This window comes from Anaerovibrio sp. (assembly GCF_024697385.1).
In the GTDB taxonomy this organism is placed as follows: Bacteria; Bacillota; Negativicutes; order Selenomonadales; family Selenomonadaceae; genus Anaerovibrio.
Genome location: NZ_JAILFV010000057.1, coordinates 1 through 15,189 on the forward strand (window position 1 = coordinate 1; position 15,189 = coordinate 15,189).

Annotated in this window: 17 protein-coding genes; 16 read left to right on the forward strand and 1 reads right to left on the reverse strand. The window is 43.8% G+C overall.

The genetic code is table 11. From position 1 onward, the window contains the following. Window positions 1-314: 314 nt before the first annotated feature. From K6C05_RS02795 to K6C05_RS02870, 16 genes are all read left to right on the forward strand, one after another. Complete coding sequence (locus tag K6C05_RS02795) at window positions 315-770, forward strand: hypothetical protein (protein ID WP_296730959.1); 456 nt, start codon at window positions 315-317, stop codon at window positions 768-770. A gap of 31 nt (window positions 771-801) precedes the next feature. Continuing rightward, the gene (locus K6C05_RS02800) at window positions 802-1,401 is read left to right on the forward strand and encodes a zinc ribbon domain-containing protein (protein WP_296730962.1); all 600 of its coding nucleotides are present in this window, start codon (window positions 802-804) and stop codon (window positions 1,399-1,401) included. A gap of 106 nt (window positions 1,402-1,507) precedes the next feature. Beyond that, window positions 1,508-2,359, forward strand: coding sequence for a zinc ribbon domain-containing protein (locus tag K6C05_RS02805; RefSeq protein ID WP_296730965.1), 852 nt, complete (start codon window positions 1,508-1,510; stop codon window positions 2,357-2,359). A 326-nt stretch (window positions 2,360-2,685) separates the two neighbouring features. Continuing rightward, window positions 2,686-3,414, forward strand: a complete 729-nt coding sequence (locus K6C05_RS02810; RefSeq protein ID WP_296730967.1) for a zinc ribbon domain-containing protein — start codon at window positions 2,686-2,688, stop codon at window positions 3,412-3,414. 11 nt (window positions 3,415-3,425) lie between these two features. Further along, window positions 3,426-4,358, forward strand: coding sequence for a serine hydrolase (locus K6C05_RS02815; RefSeq protein ID WP_296730970.1), 933 nt, complete (start codon window positions 3,426-3,428; stop codon window positions 4,356-4,358). A 32-nt stretch (window positions 4,359-4,390) separates the two neighbouring features. Beyond that, window positions 4,391-4,747, forward strand: a complete 357-nt coding sequence (locus tag K6C05_RS02820) for a hypothetical protein (protein WP_296730972.1) — start codon at window positions 4,391-4,393, stop codon at window positions 4,745-4,747. Window positions 4,748-4,934: 187 nt separating this feature from the next. Next, window positions 4,935-5,297, forward strand: a complete 363-nt coding sequence (gene ylxM / locus K6C05_RS02825) for a YlxM family DNA-binding protein (RefSeq protein ID WP_363317155.1) — start codon at window positions 4,935-4,937, stop codon at window positions 5,295-5,297. Continuing rightward, window positions 5,294-6,649 (forward strand): signal recognition particle protein, encoded by a 1,356-nt coding sequence (gene ffh, locus K6C05_RS02830; protein WP_296730974.1) that lies wholly within the window; start codon window positions 5,294-5,296, stop codon window positions 6,647-6,649. Before ylxM ends, ffh begins: the two co-directional genes overlap by 4 nt. 63 nt (window positions 6,650-6,712) lie before the next feature. Beyond that, on the forward strand, window positions 6,713-6,988 hold the full coding sequence (gene rpsP, locus K6C05_RS02835) for a 30S ribosomal protein S16 (RefSeq protein WP_296730976.1): 276 nt from the start codon (window positions 6,713-6,715) through the stop codon (window positions 6,986-6,988). A gap of 14 nt (window positions 6,989-7,002) precedes the next feature. After that, window positions 7,003-7,233, forward strand: coding sequence for a KH domain-containing protein (locus tag K6C05_RS02840; RefSeq protein WP_296730979.1), 231 nt, complete (start codon window positions 7,003-7,005; stop codon window positions 7,231-7,233). A gap of 76 nt (window positions 7,234-7,309) precedes the next feature. Next, window positions 7,310-7,717 (forward strand): YlqD family protein, encoded by a 408-nt coding sequence (locus K6C05_RS02845; RefSeq protein ID WP_296730981.1) that lies wholly within the window; start codon window positions 7,310-7,312, stop codon window positions 7,715-7,717. After that, a complete protein-coding gene (gene rimM / locus K6C05_RS02850; protein ID WP_296730983.1) occupies window positions 7,689-8,207 on the forward strand; it encodes a ribosome maturation factor RimM in 519 nt (172 codons plus the stop codon). The genes K6C05_RS02845 and rimM overlap by 29 nt, the downstream gene beginning before the upstream one ends. Then, window positions 8,207-8,953: a tRNA (guanosine(37)-N1)-methyltransferase TrmD gene (gene trmD, locus K6C05_RS02855; RefSeq protein ID WP_296730986.1), complete on the forward strand. Its 747-nt coding sequence runs from the start codon at window positions 8,207-8,209 to the stop codon at window positions 8,951-8,953. The genes rimM and trmD overlap by 1 nt, the downstream gene beginning before the upstream one ends. Window positions 8,954-9,220: 267 nt before the next feature. Then, window positions 9,221-9,445: a FeoA family protein gene (locus tag K6C05_RS02860; RefSeq protein ID WP_296730987.1), complete on the forward strand. Its 225-nt coding sequence runs from the start codon at window positions 9,221-9,223 to the stop codon at window positions 9,443-9,445. A 5-nt stretch (window positions 9,446-9,450) separates the two neighbouring features. Then, window positions 9,451-11,373: a ferrous iron transport protein B gene (gene feoB / locus K6C05_RS02865; RefSeq protein ID WP_296730990.1), complete on the forward strand. Its 1,923-nt coding sequence runs from the start codon at window positions 9,451-9,453 to the stop codon at window positions 11,371-11,373. Window positions 11,374-11,388: 15 nt separating this feature from the next. After that, window positions 11,389-11,535, forward strand: a complete 147-nt coding sequence (locus tag K6C05_RS02870) for a FeoB-associated Cys-rich membrane protein (RefSeq protein WP_296730993.1) — start codon at window positions 11,389-11,391, stop codon at window positions 11,533-11,535. Between the two features lie 179 nt (window positions 11,536-11,714). Here the strand turns inward: K6C05_RS02870 and K6C05_RS02875 are convergent, their stop codons facing one another. Further along, window positions 11,715-14,990: a transporter substrate-binding domain-containing protein gene (locus K6C05_RS02875; RefSeq protein WP_296730996.1), complete on the reverse strand. Its 3,276-nt coding sequence runs from the start codon at window positions 14,988-14,990 to the stop codon at window positions 11,715-11,717. Between the last annotated feature and the right edge of the window lie 199 nt (window positions 14,991-15,189).

The window sequence follows — 15,189 nt, forward strand, 5'->3', positions numbered from 1 at the left end:
TAACGCCATTGTTCAAATTTTTCTTTTAAAAAGAAAAATCTTCCAATTAGCGTTTCAACGAGGTGGGAGATATGCTCACCACCTGTTAAAGCTTGTCTCCCCCCACCTATAGAGGAAGGGGACATCTTACACCGAGTTATATGCGTTTTTGATGCATCACTTTGTGTCAGGAGAAAGTGATTAAAAAATCGAGAATTTAAGCTATATTGTCCCCCCAGGACACCAAAAGAAGCAGGAATTATGGGATAATTATTAACTGGGAGAATGGTTTTTATGTTTCAGCTATTCAATATTTTAGAGTCGGAGGGGTTGAAATGACAAAATTTGATTTTAGGTTTAAGAAAGAACTGGTGTTGTTGCTGGCTTTCATGGTTGCATGCATGATGCTGGCAGGATGTGGCAGTTCAAAATCTGGCAAAAGTTCGTCGGTTATATCAGTAAAAGCTGATGAAATGATTGATGATTACATTAGAGATCAGGGAACAGCTGAGAGTAAGTACAAGGATAAAAAAGTAAGTATAACCGGGAAGGTACTGCATAAGGATCAGTTTACAAATTCAAATGACTACTTATTGAGATTGGCATATAAAAATGCTGGTGGCAGGGACTATTTTATCGATATAGCTGTTCCGTCCGAAAAAGTTGAAATCGTAAATAAGGCAGAGGAAGGCAAGTTTATAAGTGTAGAAGGAACCTGTGTAGGCGTTGTGCCTCAGGATAAACCAACCAATATCATGGTACAGATTCAGGCTACGAAGGTTAACCAGTAATTATTAATTATTCAAATGGAGGAGAATGAGTATGTCTAAATTTTGTACTGGCTGTGGCAAGGAATTGGCTGATGATGAGAAGTTCTGTACCCAGTGTGGCATGCAACAGAATGATGACGGTGCGCCAAACACTGCGCCTATGCAGCCACAAAATATGCCTGTTGACGACAGTAAAGACAAGAGAAAAAAGAAAATTATTATAGCAGTGGGAGTAGTGGTTGTCTTCCTGCTGGGGTGCTTACTGTTTGCAGGTGGTGGGGATAACGGTTCCAAATCCAAGGGCGGTAGTGCAATAGCAGTCAAATCAGAAGAAATGCTGAATGATTATATACGCGACCAGGGAACTGCCGAGAGCAAATATAAGAACAAGAAGGTCAGCATTACCGGTCAAGTTCAGCATAAATCACAGTTTAATAATTCCAATGATTTTAACCTGACTTTGGAGCTTAAACAGGCTGCAGGCCGTACTTATGCAATTGCTATTGATGTTCCGGCAGATAAAGTGGAAATTGTCAATAAGGCAGAAGAGGGCAAGTTCATAAGTGTAGAAGGAAAATGTGTGGGTGTGGTTCCACAGGATGATCCGACTAAAATATCCATACAGATTCAGGCTGATAAAGTAAATCAGTAATTAGTGGGACTGGGGGCATGAAAAATGGCGGAGTGTAGGACAGCACACCGCCATTTTGCTGATTTTACGGATTTGTGGTTACAATAAATTCTTGGGGGAGAAAAATATGAGTAAATTTTGTAAAAAATGTGGTGCGGAACTAAAAGATGATGCAGGCTTTTGCCCTAAGTGCGGCACTTCGCAGAATGTCATGGCGGGCAATGGGGGAGTGGTTCGCAATTCCGTATCAGGCAGTACAGGTAATGGCAATAAGGATACTGTCATTATTGCTGCGGTGGCTGCAGTTGTTATACTGCTGGGGGTGTTTTTTATCTTTTTCCATGGCAGCATCGACGAGGTTAAGGAGACCTTGCATATAGGGACTGCACAGGCAACATCAACGCAGGCAGAGCCAGAAGCTGTAAATCCTAACGCTGCGCAGCCTGCTCAGCCAACTCCGTCGAATCCGGCAATATCCAGGGCTGAACAGGAGCTTCGTCAAAAGGGCGTGCAGGGCACGGTGTTGGCATCATCTGTTGGCCATTCCGGCAATGGATATTTGTCTTTGGTGAACAATAACGGGCAATATCACATAGTTACCTATGATACTAAAAATGGTCGTGTCGGAGTTACGCCATATGACCGCAAGACCTTGTACTTTACTGATAACAAGCCAAGTGGCGGTTCCAATGCAATCGTAATATTCAACATAAATGTCTTAAACGATGTTTCTGATAAGGATAATGGTGCCGGTGTCTGGGAGAGTGGTAACCATAATATCCCTGTTTATGCTTTCTACAAATTCGATGGCAGTGGCAATGTTGTGCCTGGAATGCTTAATACGGGGAAAGGAGTCAATCCTTCCCATTATCATGGGTATTTTTATGAGCCACGCAATGTTGATACCATTAATTTGTTTTTGACGGAAATGCAGGCATTGCAGAAAAATATAGCAGATAATAATGTGAGATTACCATAATGTATCCGGATGCGGTAGGGGAGAATAAGAGAATTCCTTATGTAGTGGATATACAGTTGTTTGTTTTAGCTGAAGCGAAGACGGTATGGACTATCCTGATTTTATGAGTTAAGATAAAAGGTATTCCATCAGGGCACCAAATAAAATGGAATATATGGTATAAAGGTATTGGACAAATAGTGTTTGGTGCAGTAAATAAGTATATTTTTGAAAATCCTGAGAAGGTGGAAGCGGGTATCATGGTCTCCAATGTAGTGGGACAGGGTGCCGGAGTCCAGAAAATATACCTGGTATGCTAATCAATCATAATTTGGAGGGTCATGATAATGAGTAAATTTTGTAAGCAATGTGGAACTCAGTTGAAGGATGAGGCACAATTCTGTCCGAAGTGCGGTTGCGAGCAAGGGGCAGTCAAGACTCAAAATTATATGGGAGGCAATACAAATTTCAATAGCAGTACAGGCAAATCATATAGTAGCGGCAACGAAACCATAGTAATCGTGGCAGTGGCAATTCTGACCATCCTTCTTGGAGTATTTTTTATTGTTTTCAAGGGCGATATCAATGAAGTGAAATCTGCCTTGCATATGGAGACCAAAAATGAAACTGTGGTGGAAGAGGCTGCGCCTGCTCCGGTAACGGATCAGGGGGGAGTAACGAAGGAGAAAATAGCTGAATTTGTCAACAGGAAGGACAGCCTGGATGTGGAGATTGGTGCTGTTGCAGCGGAGATAAACTCATATCTTGGCACTCACAGGGATTTTAGGGGGAAGGATGCAGACAGTATTATTAATAAGGCAAAAGAAACCCTTACTAAAGTGGAAAATACAAAAAATGAAGTGCAGCATGCCAAGTTCAGCCAGGAGGATGAAGCTGTAAAACAAGCGCTTCTTAACGTTATTGACTGCGAGGTAGGCCGTATTCGTGGCTTATATAAGGGCGTGCTTGACAGCAGGAATAATGGTGATTACCAGATTGGCTTCAAGGAAGGTACGGCAGCGGCCTACAAATATGATGATGAAAATGCAAAGCTGAAGGCCCTTTATACGAAATGAGCAGACCCGGTATGAAAAAGTTATTTAGTATAGTTGTTATTATTGCTATAATTATAATGGCAGGGGTGTATTGTACCGATGTTTACAGGAATACAGGCACTCCGCCTGCAACTAAACAGCCTGTAGGAAAAACTGAAGGCGAACAGGTCAGGGAAGTGCAGTTTGATTACGGGCCGTTGCGGAACGATATCGATGGCCTGCTGGGAGATTCCGGGGATGAGTATTCGATATTTGTCTTAAAGGGAGATGATGCCGGAGATCCTTTGATAATCAACAATAAAGTGCGCCGCTCAGCCAGTATGATAAAGGTTTTTATAATGGCTTATTTAATGGATGAAGTATCTCATGCAAAATTAAATCTCAATTCTACATTAACTCTGAAAGCTTCGGATAAGGTTGGTGGTGCAGGGATTATTTCCGGTTGGAGTACCGGTACTGAAATCAGTCTTGACACTCTGACCAGGCTGATGATAACGGAAAGCGACAATACTGCAACCAATATGCTGATAGATTACCTGGGCATGGACAATATCAACAGCTATATCAGGCAAAAGGGTTATTCAGATACTGTGCTGCAGCGAAAAATGATGGATTTGGAGGCAGTATCTGCAGGCAGGGAAAACTATACATCTGTTAAGGACTTGGGGGATTTTTTTACTGGGCTGAATAATCATTCCTGCGTAAGCTACGAATATGACCAGAAAATGGTGGACATTCTTTTAAAGCAGACCGATACTGAGGTATTTCCGGCAGCCCTGCCCCAGGTCCAAATCGCCCACAAAACAGGTGAATTGGATCATTTATACGATGATGGTGGAATTATTTATACTGAAAATGGTTCCTATATTGTCGTAGTCATGAATGATGGCGTGGCACGGAGAGAAGCTGTATCCAAAATGAAAAGGATATTACAGGCAGCAAATACCAGGTTAAATCAGACATGAGGATATGGTGTGATAAAAAGGAGGAAGATTTTATGCTGAAAAAAATTATGGCAGGTTTGTTCTTGGGGGGAGCTTTGCTGATTGCTCAGCCTATGGTGATGACAGATGGCTTTTTTGCCCCTTCGGTTGCTGAGGCAGGTGTGGTAAACACCCATGATGGATTGTTTTCTGTATCCATCGATGATTCGTCGGTATATATGGTAGGCAGAAATCATGCACATGTTGCCATTTCCTACAAAAATAACATGAAGGGTGCATGGGTCGGCCCCAAGGTGGTGGATGTCATGTGGGGAGCCGGATATGCATGCAATGATTTAGCTACCGGCAAGCAGCTGACTCCAAGTGATGTTGGCCTGGCGGTTGCCAATTATATGAGCGAGCATTATTGACAGGTGTATGTTGCTATGGGACTTATTCAGTGGAGTGAAAGCTCCTGGTGGATAAGTCTCATTTTTATTCAGGGGAGGTGAGGAAAATAAATATATTTATTTGACAAGGGAAAATACTTGACAACAAAATAAACCATGGCTATAATAACTATGGTTATGAAAAGCTATGCCTTGAAAGAGGGTGCTGTTGTTGCTGGAACAGCGACTATATTTAGCAGAATTATTCGATATATACGGACCGTTGCTTACAGACAAGCAGCAAAAATGCCTGAGCCTGCATCTGTTTGAGGATTTTTCCTTGTCTGAAATCGGCGAGGAGCTGGCTGTTTCACGGCAGGCCGTATATGATATACTGCACCGCTCAGAACAGATTATGGCTTCCTATGAAGAAAAGCTGGGGCTGGCCAAGCGACTGAAGGAGCAGCAGCATGAGCTGACAGGGCTTTATGATGAAATAGCCGGGCTTTCATCCTTTGATAAAGACCGGGTTAATGATATACTTATGAAACTTGCGCCATATACCAGCAAGGTTCAGGAGGAATTGGATTGATTTTTGAAGGTTTGGCAGATCGTCTGCAGGAAACATTTAAAAAGCTTCGTGGACATGGAAAGCTGACAGAGGATGATGTAAATGAAGCTATGCGGGAAGTCCGTATGGCTCTTTTGGAAGCTGATGTCAATTTTAAGGTCGTAAAGGATTTTGTTAAGCGTGTCAAGGAGCGTGCCATTGGCCAGGATGTCATGGAAGCACTGACTCCGGCACAGCTTGTAATAAAAATTGTCAACGAGGAACTTACTGAGCTTATGGGTGGCTCCCAGAGCCGAATCAACATGTCGCCTAACCCGCCTACCATAATAATGATGGTGGGATTGCAGGGTGCAGGTAAGACTACCTCGGCCGGTAAGCTGGGACTGTCACTGAAAAAGCAGGGCAAGCGTCCTGTACTGGTGGCAGCTGATATATACAGGCCTGCCGCTGTTACTCAGCTGCAGGTTATTGGCAAACAGCTTGATATACCGGTTTTTTCAATGGATCCGGGAACTGATGCTGTTACTATTGCCAAGTCTTCCCTGAATTATGCCTTTACCCACGCCAATGATGTGGTCATTATAGATACCGCCGGAAGGCTCCATATCAATGAGGAACTGATGCAGGAGCTGAAGGATATAAAGGGGCAGGTCAAACCCCATGAAATCCTCCTGGTGGTAGATGCCATGACAGGTCAGGATGCGATAAATGTCGCTGAGAGCTTCAACAAGGATTTGGGGCTGGATGGATTGGTCCTGACCAAGCTGGATGGTGACTCCCGCGGTGGTGCAGCCCTTTCTGTAAAGGCTGTTACCGGTTGCCCGGTGAAGTTTGTGGGTATGGGAGAAAAGCTGGAAGCTCTTGAGCCCTTCTACCCTGACAGAATGGCCTCCCGTATTTTGGGAATGGGTGATGTGCTGTCACTGATAGAAAAAGCTCAGGAAACCTTTGACCTGAATCAGGCCAAGGAAATGGAAAAGAAGCTCCGCAAGGACGACTTCACCTTGGATGATTTTCTCAACCAGATGCAGCAGATTAAAAAGCTGGGTTCCCTTGAGACTATCATGGGCATGATTCCTGGAATGGGGGATATAAAGAAAAAGCTGGGGGATAAGGAGCTGGACCTGAACGGAAAAGAAGTTCGTCAGGTGGAAGCGATTATCCGGTCCATGACCCCAAAGGAAAGGTCAAATACCAATATCATCAATGGCAGCCGGCGCAAGCGTATTGCTGCAGGCAGTGGTACTAGGGTGCAGGATGTCAACCGTCTTCTCAAGCAGTTTGAGGAGATGCGCAAGATGATGAAAAAAGTTAAAAAGATGCAGGGTGGCAAAAAGGGCCTAGGTGGCTTTAAGCTCCCATTCCTGCATTGATATAGAGTATATCTTCTATTAATTAGAACTTAGATATACCATTCTTAAGGAGGTGAATTTCAAATGGCAGTAAAGATTCGTCTGAACCGTATGGGTGCTAAGAAGTCCCCATTCTATCGTATTGTTGTAGCTGATTCCCGTGCTCCTCGTGATGGCCGTTTCATCGAAATAGTTGGTAATTATGACTCCACTAAGGAGCCTGCAATTGTTAATATTGATGAAGAAAAGGCTCTCGAATGGATGGCAAAGGGTGCACAGCCTACTGATACCGTTCGTTCCTTGTTCTCTAAGCAGGGCATCATGGCAAAGTTTGATGCAGCTAAGCATGCTAAGAAATAAGAAAGAGGCATGTCATGAAAGAGATAGTTGAGATTATCGCGAAGTCTTTGGTAGATAATACTTCTGCTGTTGTTATAAACGAGAGGGAAGAAGATAATGTAATCACCTATGAGCTGCATGTTGCAACAGAGGACATGGGCAAGGTGATCGGTAAGCAGGGCCGGATTGCTAAGGCTTTGCGTACTGTTGTTAAGGCTGCCGCAACTCGCGAAAATAAAAAGGTTAATGTAGAAATTATGAGCTGAGGTATCGGCTTGATATGCGGCAATATCCACTGTTAAGGGATTCTTGCCGCAATTTCTATAATTGGAGGATTTTATAATGGACAGTGTAATGGTAAAGTTTCCTATGACCATCAAGGCCAAACTGACTGAAAAGCTGAGAACTACCATGCTTGAGGACTATCGTAACCGCATCAATCAGGCTCAGCTGGAAATTCAGCAGATCAACATTCAGGAAAATCGTGCCTTGAATGAGGTAGGAGAAGAAAATCAGGAAGAAATCGATATGATTCATCATCATTTTGGCATTGAGCGCCAGAAGCGTGAGGATTTTATTGCTCAGACCGAGGCTGAAATTGCAGATACTGAAAAGCTGGTTCTGGGTGCAGAGATTGTTCAGGGAACAACTGAGCGTTTTGTTGAACTGAAAAAAGGTGACAATGTTCGTGACCAGTTTAATGTGGAGGTAGTGGTTGAAGATGATGTCATCATCGCCATCCGCAGCTGATAACAAAATCGTCATTGGAAAAGCAGGAGCTCCCCACGGTATTCGTGGCGAGCTCCGTGTCATTCCACTGACAGATTTTCCAGAGCGGTTTGAGGAATTAAAACAGGTATATGTTGGTAATCAGCTCCTGGATGTGGCAGATGTTAAGTATCACAAGCAGTTTGTGATACTGCGGTTCGCCCAATATACCAACAGGGAAAGCGTGGCCCTTTTAACAGGGCAGCTGCTCTATGTTGATAAAAAGGATGCCATGCCTCTTGAGGAAGGGGAGTATTATACCTTCGATATAATTGGACTTGAGGTATTTGACCTGGAGGGGACATCCCTGGGCTTTGTCACTGAAGTGCTGAAAACTGGCAGCAATGATGTTTATGTGACCTCCCGGAAGGGTGAGGCAAAACAGCTGATGATTCCTGCCCTGAAGGCTGTGGTAAAGGAAATTAATATTCAGGAAGGCCGTATGGTGGTAGATATGCCGGAGGAAGTCTGATGCGCATAGATATTTTATCTTTGTTTCCTGCCATGTTTGCGGGGCCCTTTGGGGACAGCATCATTCAACGGGCAGTGGATAATGGCATTTTGGATATTAATATCACCAACCCACGGGATTTTGCCGAGGGCAGGCACCAGCAGGTGGATGATACTCCCTTTGGCGGTGGCAGTGGCATGGTGATGAAGCCTGAGCCGATATTTCGGGCCGTAAATAATGTGCGCAGTAACACTGATTATGAAAGGCGGCGTATTATCCTTGTGAGTCCGGAGGGCTACCGGTTTGACCAGGCCAAGGCCAAGGAGCTTGCCGGCTATGATCAGCTGATAATTGTCTGTGGACATTATGAGGGCTTCGATGCCAGAATCAGCGAAAACCTGGCAGATGAAATTATTTCTGTAGGGGATTATGTGCTCACCGGAGGCGAGCTTCCGGCCATGATCATTACCGATGCTGTAGCCAGAATGCTCCCGGGGGTATTGGGCTCAGCAGAATCAGCACCAACGGATTCATTTTATAATGGGCTTCTGGAGCATCCTCAGTATACCAGACCACGGGAGTTTGAAGGGATGAAGGTACCGGAGATACTGTTTTCCGGAGATCATGCCAGGATAGCAAAATGGCGCCGGGAGAAAGCCCTGGAAATTACCCTGAGGAACCGGCCGGATCTGCTCCGTGCTGCAGAGCTTACAAAAGAAGACAGGGAATACCTCGCCACCTTGAATAGGCAGGACTCTGAGAGCTAACAATCACTGATTGAATTAATCGGTGGTTGTTTTTTTGTATGCCAAAGCCTTCATAATATATTAAGCGATTTTATCTACATGAATGATTTATTAAGGGAATATATACATATATCTGAGAAAATGTAAATGATAATACTTTTCACTTGACAAAGTAATTGAGAAACTGTATCATAATTTTGTTCTAATGATATTAATTATTGTTTTAATTTTCACTTACTGTGCTTTATATGCAGAAGTGGGAAAATGAGTTGTTTGAGGAGGTTTGACATGACTCTTAAGGATTGTAAGGAAGGTATGTCAGTCAAAGTGGAGCATATTGAAGATTTTGCTCTCAAGGAAAGACTTATGACTATGGGAATTATCCCTGGGGCAATGGTTACTGTGCTTAGATCAGCTCCTTTAGGTGATCCGATCGCAGTGGGTGTACGCTCATATAATTTGGCTATGCGCCGTGATGATGCAGAAAAAATTGAAGTTACACAGGTGGGATGATTTTAATGGCAGAAATGACTTTGCATGAGAATATGATGAGTGTGGCCCTGACCGGTAATCCAAACACCGGCAAGTCCACTATTTTTAATGAGATAACAGGTGCCAGACAAAAGATTGGTAACTGGCCGGGCGTAACTGTAGATAAAAAAGAGGGCCATGTTACCCATGAGGGCAGACATATCCATATAATTGACCTTCCGGGAACTTACAGTATCAACGCAAGAAGTCCTGAGGAAAAAATCGTTATAGACTTCCTTATGGAAAATAAGATGGATTTGGTGGTCGATGTAATTGACTCATCAAATATTGAAAGAAACCTTTTCCTGACAGTACAGCTTTTGGAAAAGGGTATTCCTCTTTTACTTGATCTTAATATGCAGGACGAGGCTGTGCGTCGTGGAATCAAGATTGATGTCAAGAAGCTTGAGGCGGCCTTGGGATTCCCTGTACTGCTTACTACCGGCCGCGATGGCAAGAGTATCAAGAATCTGCTTAATGTCGTTACATCTATTGCAATGGATGGTTATGGCCCAAGTGAGCGTTTGCAGGCGCATATTGCCAAGGTAAAGGAAATTGAAGCCAGTGGTCTTACCGGGTCTGATCTTCAGGAAGCAATTATCAAACAGCGTTACGCTTTTATTGACAGTGTACTTAAGGAAACTGTTGAATTTACCCGCCCAGGTGCGACCTTCTCTGAAAAGGCTGATAAGATTCTGGCAAATGGAGTATTGGCATTGCCGATGTTCCTGGTTATTCTTTACGCAGTATTCCAGATAGTATTCGAGTGGATCGGGCAGCCAATAGCAGATGCCTTGGATGAGTTTATCGGCGGTACACTTACTGATACTGTCAGTGAAAGCCTGGCCAGCCTGGAAGTAGCAGACTGGATGCAGTCACTGATTGTGGATGGTATTATCGGCGGTGTAGGGTCTGTGCTGACCTTTGTACCTTTGATTTTCATGTTGTTCTTCTGCCTGAGCTTCCTGGATGGTACCGGATATATGGCCCGTGTAGCCTTTATCATGGATCCTATCATGCGCCGTGCAGGCCTTACCGGTAAAGGGGTACTGCCTCTTATGATGAGCTTTGGCTGCAGTGTTCCTTCCATTATGGGTGCCCGTGCACTGGATAGTGAGAAGGACCGTAAGCTGGCAATTCTGGCTGCACCTTTCCTTACCTGTGGTGCCAAGCTGCCTATTATGGCGTTGTTCGCTGCAATGTTCTTCCCTGACAATGCAGCAAATATCGTATTTTTGATGTATATCATTGGTGTTGTCATGGCAATCGTTTCTACGAAATTCCTGTCAGCCACCAAATACAAGGATGAGACGGCTACCTTCCTTTTGGAGCTGCCTCCATACAGAATGCCTGATATGAAGACTGTTCTTTTGGAGACCTGGGACAAGGGCAAGGGCTACCTGGTTAAGGCCGGTACCATTATATTTGCCGGTTGTGTTCTCATCTGGTTCCTGGGTGCATTTAATTCCAGCGGTATGGTAGAGGATCAGAGTGAATCCTTCCTGGCTTCCATCGGAGCTGTTGTTGGTACTCTGTTTACCTTCCATGGCTTTGGCAATTGGGAGGCTGGTGCTTCTGTTATTTCCGGTATTTTGGCCAAGGAATCCGTTATTTCAACCATCGGTGTGCTGTATGGTCTTCCTGATATTTCTGCTGAGGCAGAGGATGCTGTGGAGACTGCTGAGGCTCTTGGCACTACCGGTATGGCAGCTGCCTTCACCGGCCTGTCTGCCTTTGCTTTCATGGTGTTCTCACAGCTTTATACTCCATGTGTAACTGCATTGGGTACCATCAAGAAAGAAGCCAACAGCTGGAAGATGATGTTCTTTGCAGCAGGCTATATGTTTGCTGTGGCCTGGATTATTTCCTTGATAGTATATCAGGTGGGTAGACTTTTGGGGTTTGAATAAAGGGAGGTGCCTTTTATGGCAACTTATATTATTGGCCTGATACTTTTGATTATGCTGGCATTTGCCTGCCGTCATATATGGCACAATTTTTCCTCCGGTAAGCACGACTGTTGCGGGACCGGTGGTGATAGCTGTGGTGGATGCTGCAATTGCAAAAAATAATAAGGGCAGATGATTTTAATCGGTCCCCTTGATCAGCCCCCTGTCAAGCAGACAGGGGGCTGATGATTTTAAGTCAGTTGTCAGTTTCTGTATACTGCCATACAAAATAAAACAGATGGAGCAAAACAAGTGTGAGTTTTGTTCCATCTGTTTTTTGATGATTATTTCTTGGCTATGGATTACATAACAATGGTATTGGAAATTTCTGCCACATATACAAAGGCTACGATTTCATTCCCGGTATATGCCGGACAGCCTATGGCATCAAGTCGTAGCGGCTGCCCGTCAGTGCGGACACCATTAAATTCAAAGGCTTCTATACAGGAATTTGCCTTGCCGACTTCAGCTAAATTGTGGAGCAGGCTGTTCAGTTTTTGCTCCGGGAGGATATTTGCGGCTGAACCTTTGGTATAGTCCATGAATTCATCATAACTGTCACACCCGAATATGTTCAGGAAGGTTTCATCAGTATAGATTATATCAGCCTTTTTACTGAGTTCAAAAATAAAATATCCGCACTTTATTCCTGCAGCTGCATGTTTTTCCTTAAATCCGACCATTTCATGGCTGCGAATATAATATTCCCTGTGCTTCATGACATCATCAATGATATTAAATAGCTGGTCTATTTCAAAAGGCTTCGGTATATGGGAATTCATACCCGCCATCAGGGAATTGTGCTTGTCTTCATCAAAAGCGTTGGCAGTCATGGCAATAATAGGAATATTGGCGTGTAAAGGTTCCTTTAGCCCGCGGATAGTGATAGTAGCACTATATCCATCCATATTTGGCATCTGAACATCCATCAGAATAAAATCGTAGTATCCAGGTTGGGAATTGGTAAGCATATCGACGCATTCCAGACCATCACGGGCATGCTCTACTATAAAGCCTTCTTCCTCAAGGAGTGTTTTTGCAATTTCCGCATTGAAATCATTGTCCTCAGCGAGCAGAATACGCATACCCTGGAATTGAGTAACATCTGTTTTGCCTGGTTCATCATCAGGGTCGCTGCAAGGAGGCTCCTGGCCGATTTTTGAGGATATGAGTATGGTTATGGATGTTCCCTTGCCCATCTCACTTGAGATTGTTATTTCACCGCCCATGAGATCAACAAGCTTTTTTACAATGTGCATCCCCAGGCCGGTGCCTATGATACCGCTTTGGGTGGTATTTCTCTCCCGGGAGAATGCATCAAAAATGTTTTCAAGAAACTCCTTTGGCATACCAATACCGGTATCTGTGACAGTAATCTTAAACCTTGCAATATCAGGTTTTGGGGACGGCTCCTCAATAACATTGAACTCCACACTTCCCCCGGATGGAGTATATTTCAGGGCATTGCTGATGATGTTGAGGAGTATTTCCCGGGCCTTTGTGGCATCCAACAGGATATATTTATGTTCAGCACTCAGGGAGTAGGAAAATGTAATTCCCTTTTCTTCCATTTGCGGTTCAAATACAGCCCCCACTTCAGTAATCATCTGTTCCACATTGATATATGATTCTTCCAGGGTGGCTTTGCCACTTTCGATACGGGCCATTTCCAATACGTTGTTGATACGGGACAGAAGAAATTTGTTGGAGGATTGAATCTTGTCAATATAATTCAGACAGAGTTCCTTGTTCTCGATATTCTTTTCCAACAGGTTTGTAAAACCGATAATAGCGTTCATTGGGGTGCGAATATCGTGGGACATATTAAACAGGAATGATGTTTTGGCCTTATCGGCTTTTTTTACATCCTCCAATGATTGATTTAGCTGCACATGGTATTTTTTCAGGGCAGCATTTTGTTTATCGATAAGATTGTTTTGGGATGCCAAACGGCGATTGGTAACACTCATAAAGAAAAACAGGAAGATGATAAATATTATGACTGCCAGACCTAATATGCAGCTTATCAAATGGGTGGAAATAAAGCGGTGGACAGAGAAAGGGACTACCGGCAGGTGCCCGGAAATAATGGCATCAATTTCACCGGTATTCATAAGGCCCCTTCCTTTGTCCAGCATGGAAATCAAAGGAACATTATTCTTGGAGGTGGCAAAGCAGAGTGGGACTGTTTCCATTATTGGAGCGTATTCAAGATCCGGATAGACCTGGGCATATATGGCAATTGTGGGACCAAAACCAATAGCACCGGTAGCATTTCCTTTATGCACCTCGTCTAGACATGCCATGAGATTGTCACATGGAATAAAGGTGGAGCCGGAGTATTTTGCATAGGAATAACCCTTCTGCCCGCGGCTGTTTGGATAGACCAGCGTATTGAAGGCGTCATTGTAGGAAGTACCTGTTTGACGGATAATCCCTATCTGGGCATCGTAAATCTTTGTGGAAATAATAACATTATCCCGGTTAGCCAGGTCATAATCGAAAAAATACTCTCCCAGCATATCAATTTCATCATTATGTAATGCGGTAACCATATCATCATAGGATTCATATATTTTGAAGGACAACCGTGATTTGTCAATATAAAGGGTATCAAACAGGTGAGTCAAGGTGTCTATCAATGCCCCCTTTATGTCCGGACTGTCAGGGGTCATGTAACTAAATGGTGGATCGTCTTTCAAGCATCCCACACGGATTGTGGGGTGCTTATCAAGCCATTGTATTTCACTGGTGGAAAGGCTTTTACGGATGGAGGAATAGGCAAAATGCTGTTTGCTTATATCGGTCATAAAATAAGGATTAATGGACACAACCAGCCGATGGGCATCGTTTAAATCATTCAGTAGGTCAGGACGGGCCTGGTTTACTACAAGAAAGAAATCGTCTTCACCGATGTTGCCAAAGGCGATGAAATGTTCCTTATTGTAACGATTGGCGATGAGATTAAGTTGAACTTCGTTATTCCACAGTGCTGCCCGGCGTTCGCTGCTGTTGGCATATTCTACAATTTCAGCATTTACATTGTTTTTGTCCAGCCATTTTTGCAACAGTTTGATTTGTGTGGTGCCTCTGGACACACCTATTTTCTTGTTCTGTAGGGTTCCAAGGTCGCCGGATATGATATTTTTGTTATGGTCCAGAAAATAGAGATAATAGCTTTCCCGCCCCATGGGCTCATTTGGGAAGGCTAAATATCGGGCCCGTTCCGGAGTGTAACTTACATCATAGGCCAGATCAGCCTGACCGTTTTTTACAGCATCAATACAGGCCAAAAACCCGGGGTATTCCACATATTCTATATCCCAACCGGCATAGCGGGCTATGGTTTCGATATATTCGTAGGCATAGCCGTTTCTTTTGTTGTGGGCATCCCTGAGCACAAAAATTTCATCCGCATCATAGGCAGCCACCCTGACGGTTTTTCGTTGCTGCCAATAGTCACCTTGACCTGCATGGACAGGCATAAGACAACAGGCAAAAAGCTGTACCGTTACCAATAGCAGGCAGGTAATCAAATAGAAGGATACTTTTTTTTCTGGATAGCCTTGATGTTGCATGAGAGTTCACTCCTGATTTCAATAAAATGAATAAACTGATTGGAAGATCGACCGGAGTAAATTATTGTATGAATGTTATAGTTCGCCCTGTGACAACATTATTCCTGCCGTAATATAAAAGAGAAGGACAGAGTATTCCCATGTCCTTCAGTGATCGTGGCTGTTTTTCAGTATGGTTCATCGATATATGGCTCAAGGC

Coding starts and splice junctions, on each gene's coding strand:
- K6C05_RS02795 (WP_296730959.1), top strand. CDS start 315: ATGACAAAATTTGATTTTAGGTTTAAGAAAGAACTGGTGTTGTTGCTG.
- K6C05_RS02800 (WP_296730962.1), top strand. CDS start 802: ATGTCTAAATTTTGTACTGGCTGTGGCAAGGAATTGGCTGATGATGAG.
- K6C05_RS02805 (WP_296730965.1), top strand. CDS start 1,508: ATGAGTAAATTTTGTAAAAAATGTGGTGCGGAACTAAAAGATGATGCA.
- K6C05_RS02810 (WP_296730967.1), top strand. CDS start 2,686: ATGAGTAAATTTTGTAAGCAATGTGGAACTCAGTTGAAGGATGAGGCA.
- K6C05_RS02815 (WP_296730970.1), top strand. CDS start 3,426: ATGAAAAAGTTATTTAGTATAGTTGTTATTATTGCTATAATTATAATG.
- K6C05_RS02820 (WP_296730972.1), top strand. CDS start 4,391: ATGCTGAAAAAAATTATGGCAGGTTTGTTCTTGGGGGGAGCTTTGCTG.
- rpsP (WP_296730976.1), top strand. CDS start 6,713: ATGGCAGTAAAGATTCGTCTGAACCGTATGGGTGCTAAGAAGTCCCCA.
- K6C05_RS02840 (WP_296730979.1), top strand. CDS start 7,003: ATGAAAGAGATAGTTGAGATTATCGCGAAGTCTTTGGTAGATAATACT.
- K6C05_RS02845 (WP_296730981.1), top strand. CDS start 7,310: ATGGACAGTGTAATGGTAAAGTTTCCTATGACCATCAAGGCCAAACTG.
- rimM (WP_296730983.1), top strand. CDS start 7,689: ATGATGTCATCATCGCCATCCGCAGCTGATAACAAAATCGTCATTGGA.
- trmD (WP_296730986.1), top strand. CDS start 8,207: ATGCGCATAGATATTTTATCTTTGTTTCCTGCCATGTTTGCGGGGCCC.
- K6C05_RS02860 (WP_296730987.1), top strand. CDS start 9,221: ATGACTCTTAAGGATTGTAAGGAAGGTATGTCAGTCAAAGTGGAGCAT.
- feoB (WP_296730990.1), top strand. CDS start 9,451: ATGGCAGAAATGACTTTGCATGAGAATATGATGAGTGTGGCCCTGACC.
- K6C05_RS02870 (WP_296730993.1), top strand. CDS start 11,389: ATGGCAACTTATATTATTGGCCTGATACTTTTGATTATGCTGGCATTT.
- K6C05_RS02875 (WP_296730996.1), bottom strand. CDS start 14,990: ATGCAACATCAAGGCTATCCAGAAAAAAAAGTATCCTTCTATTTGATT.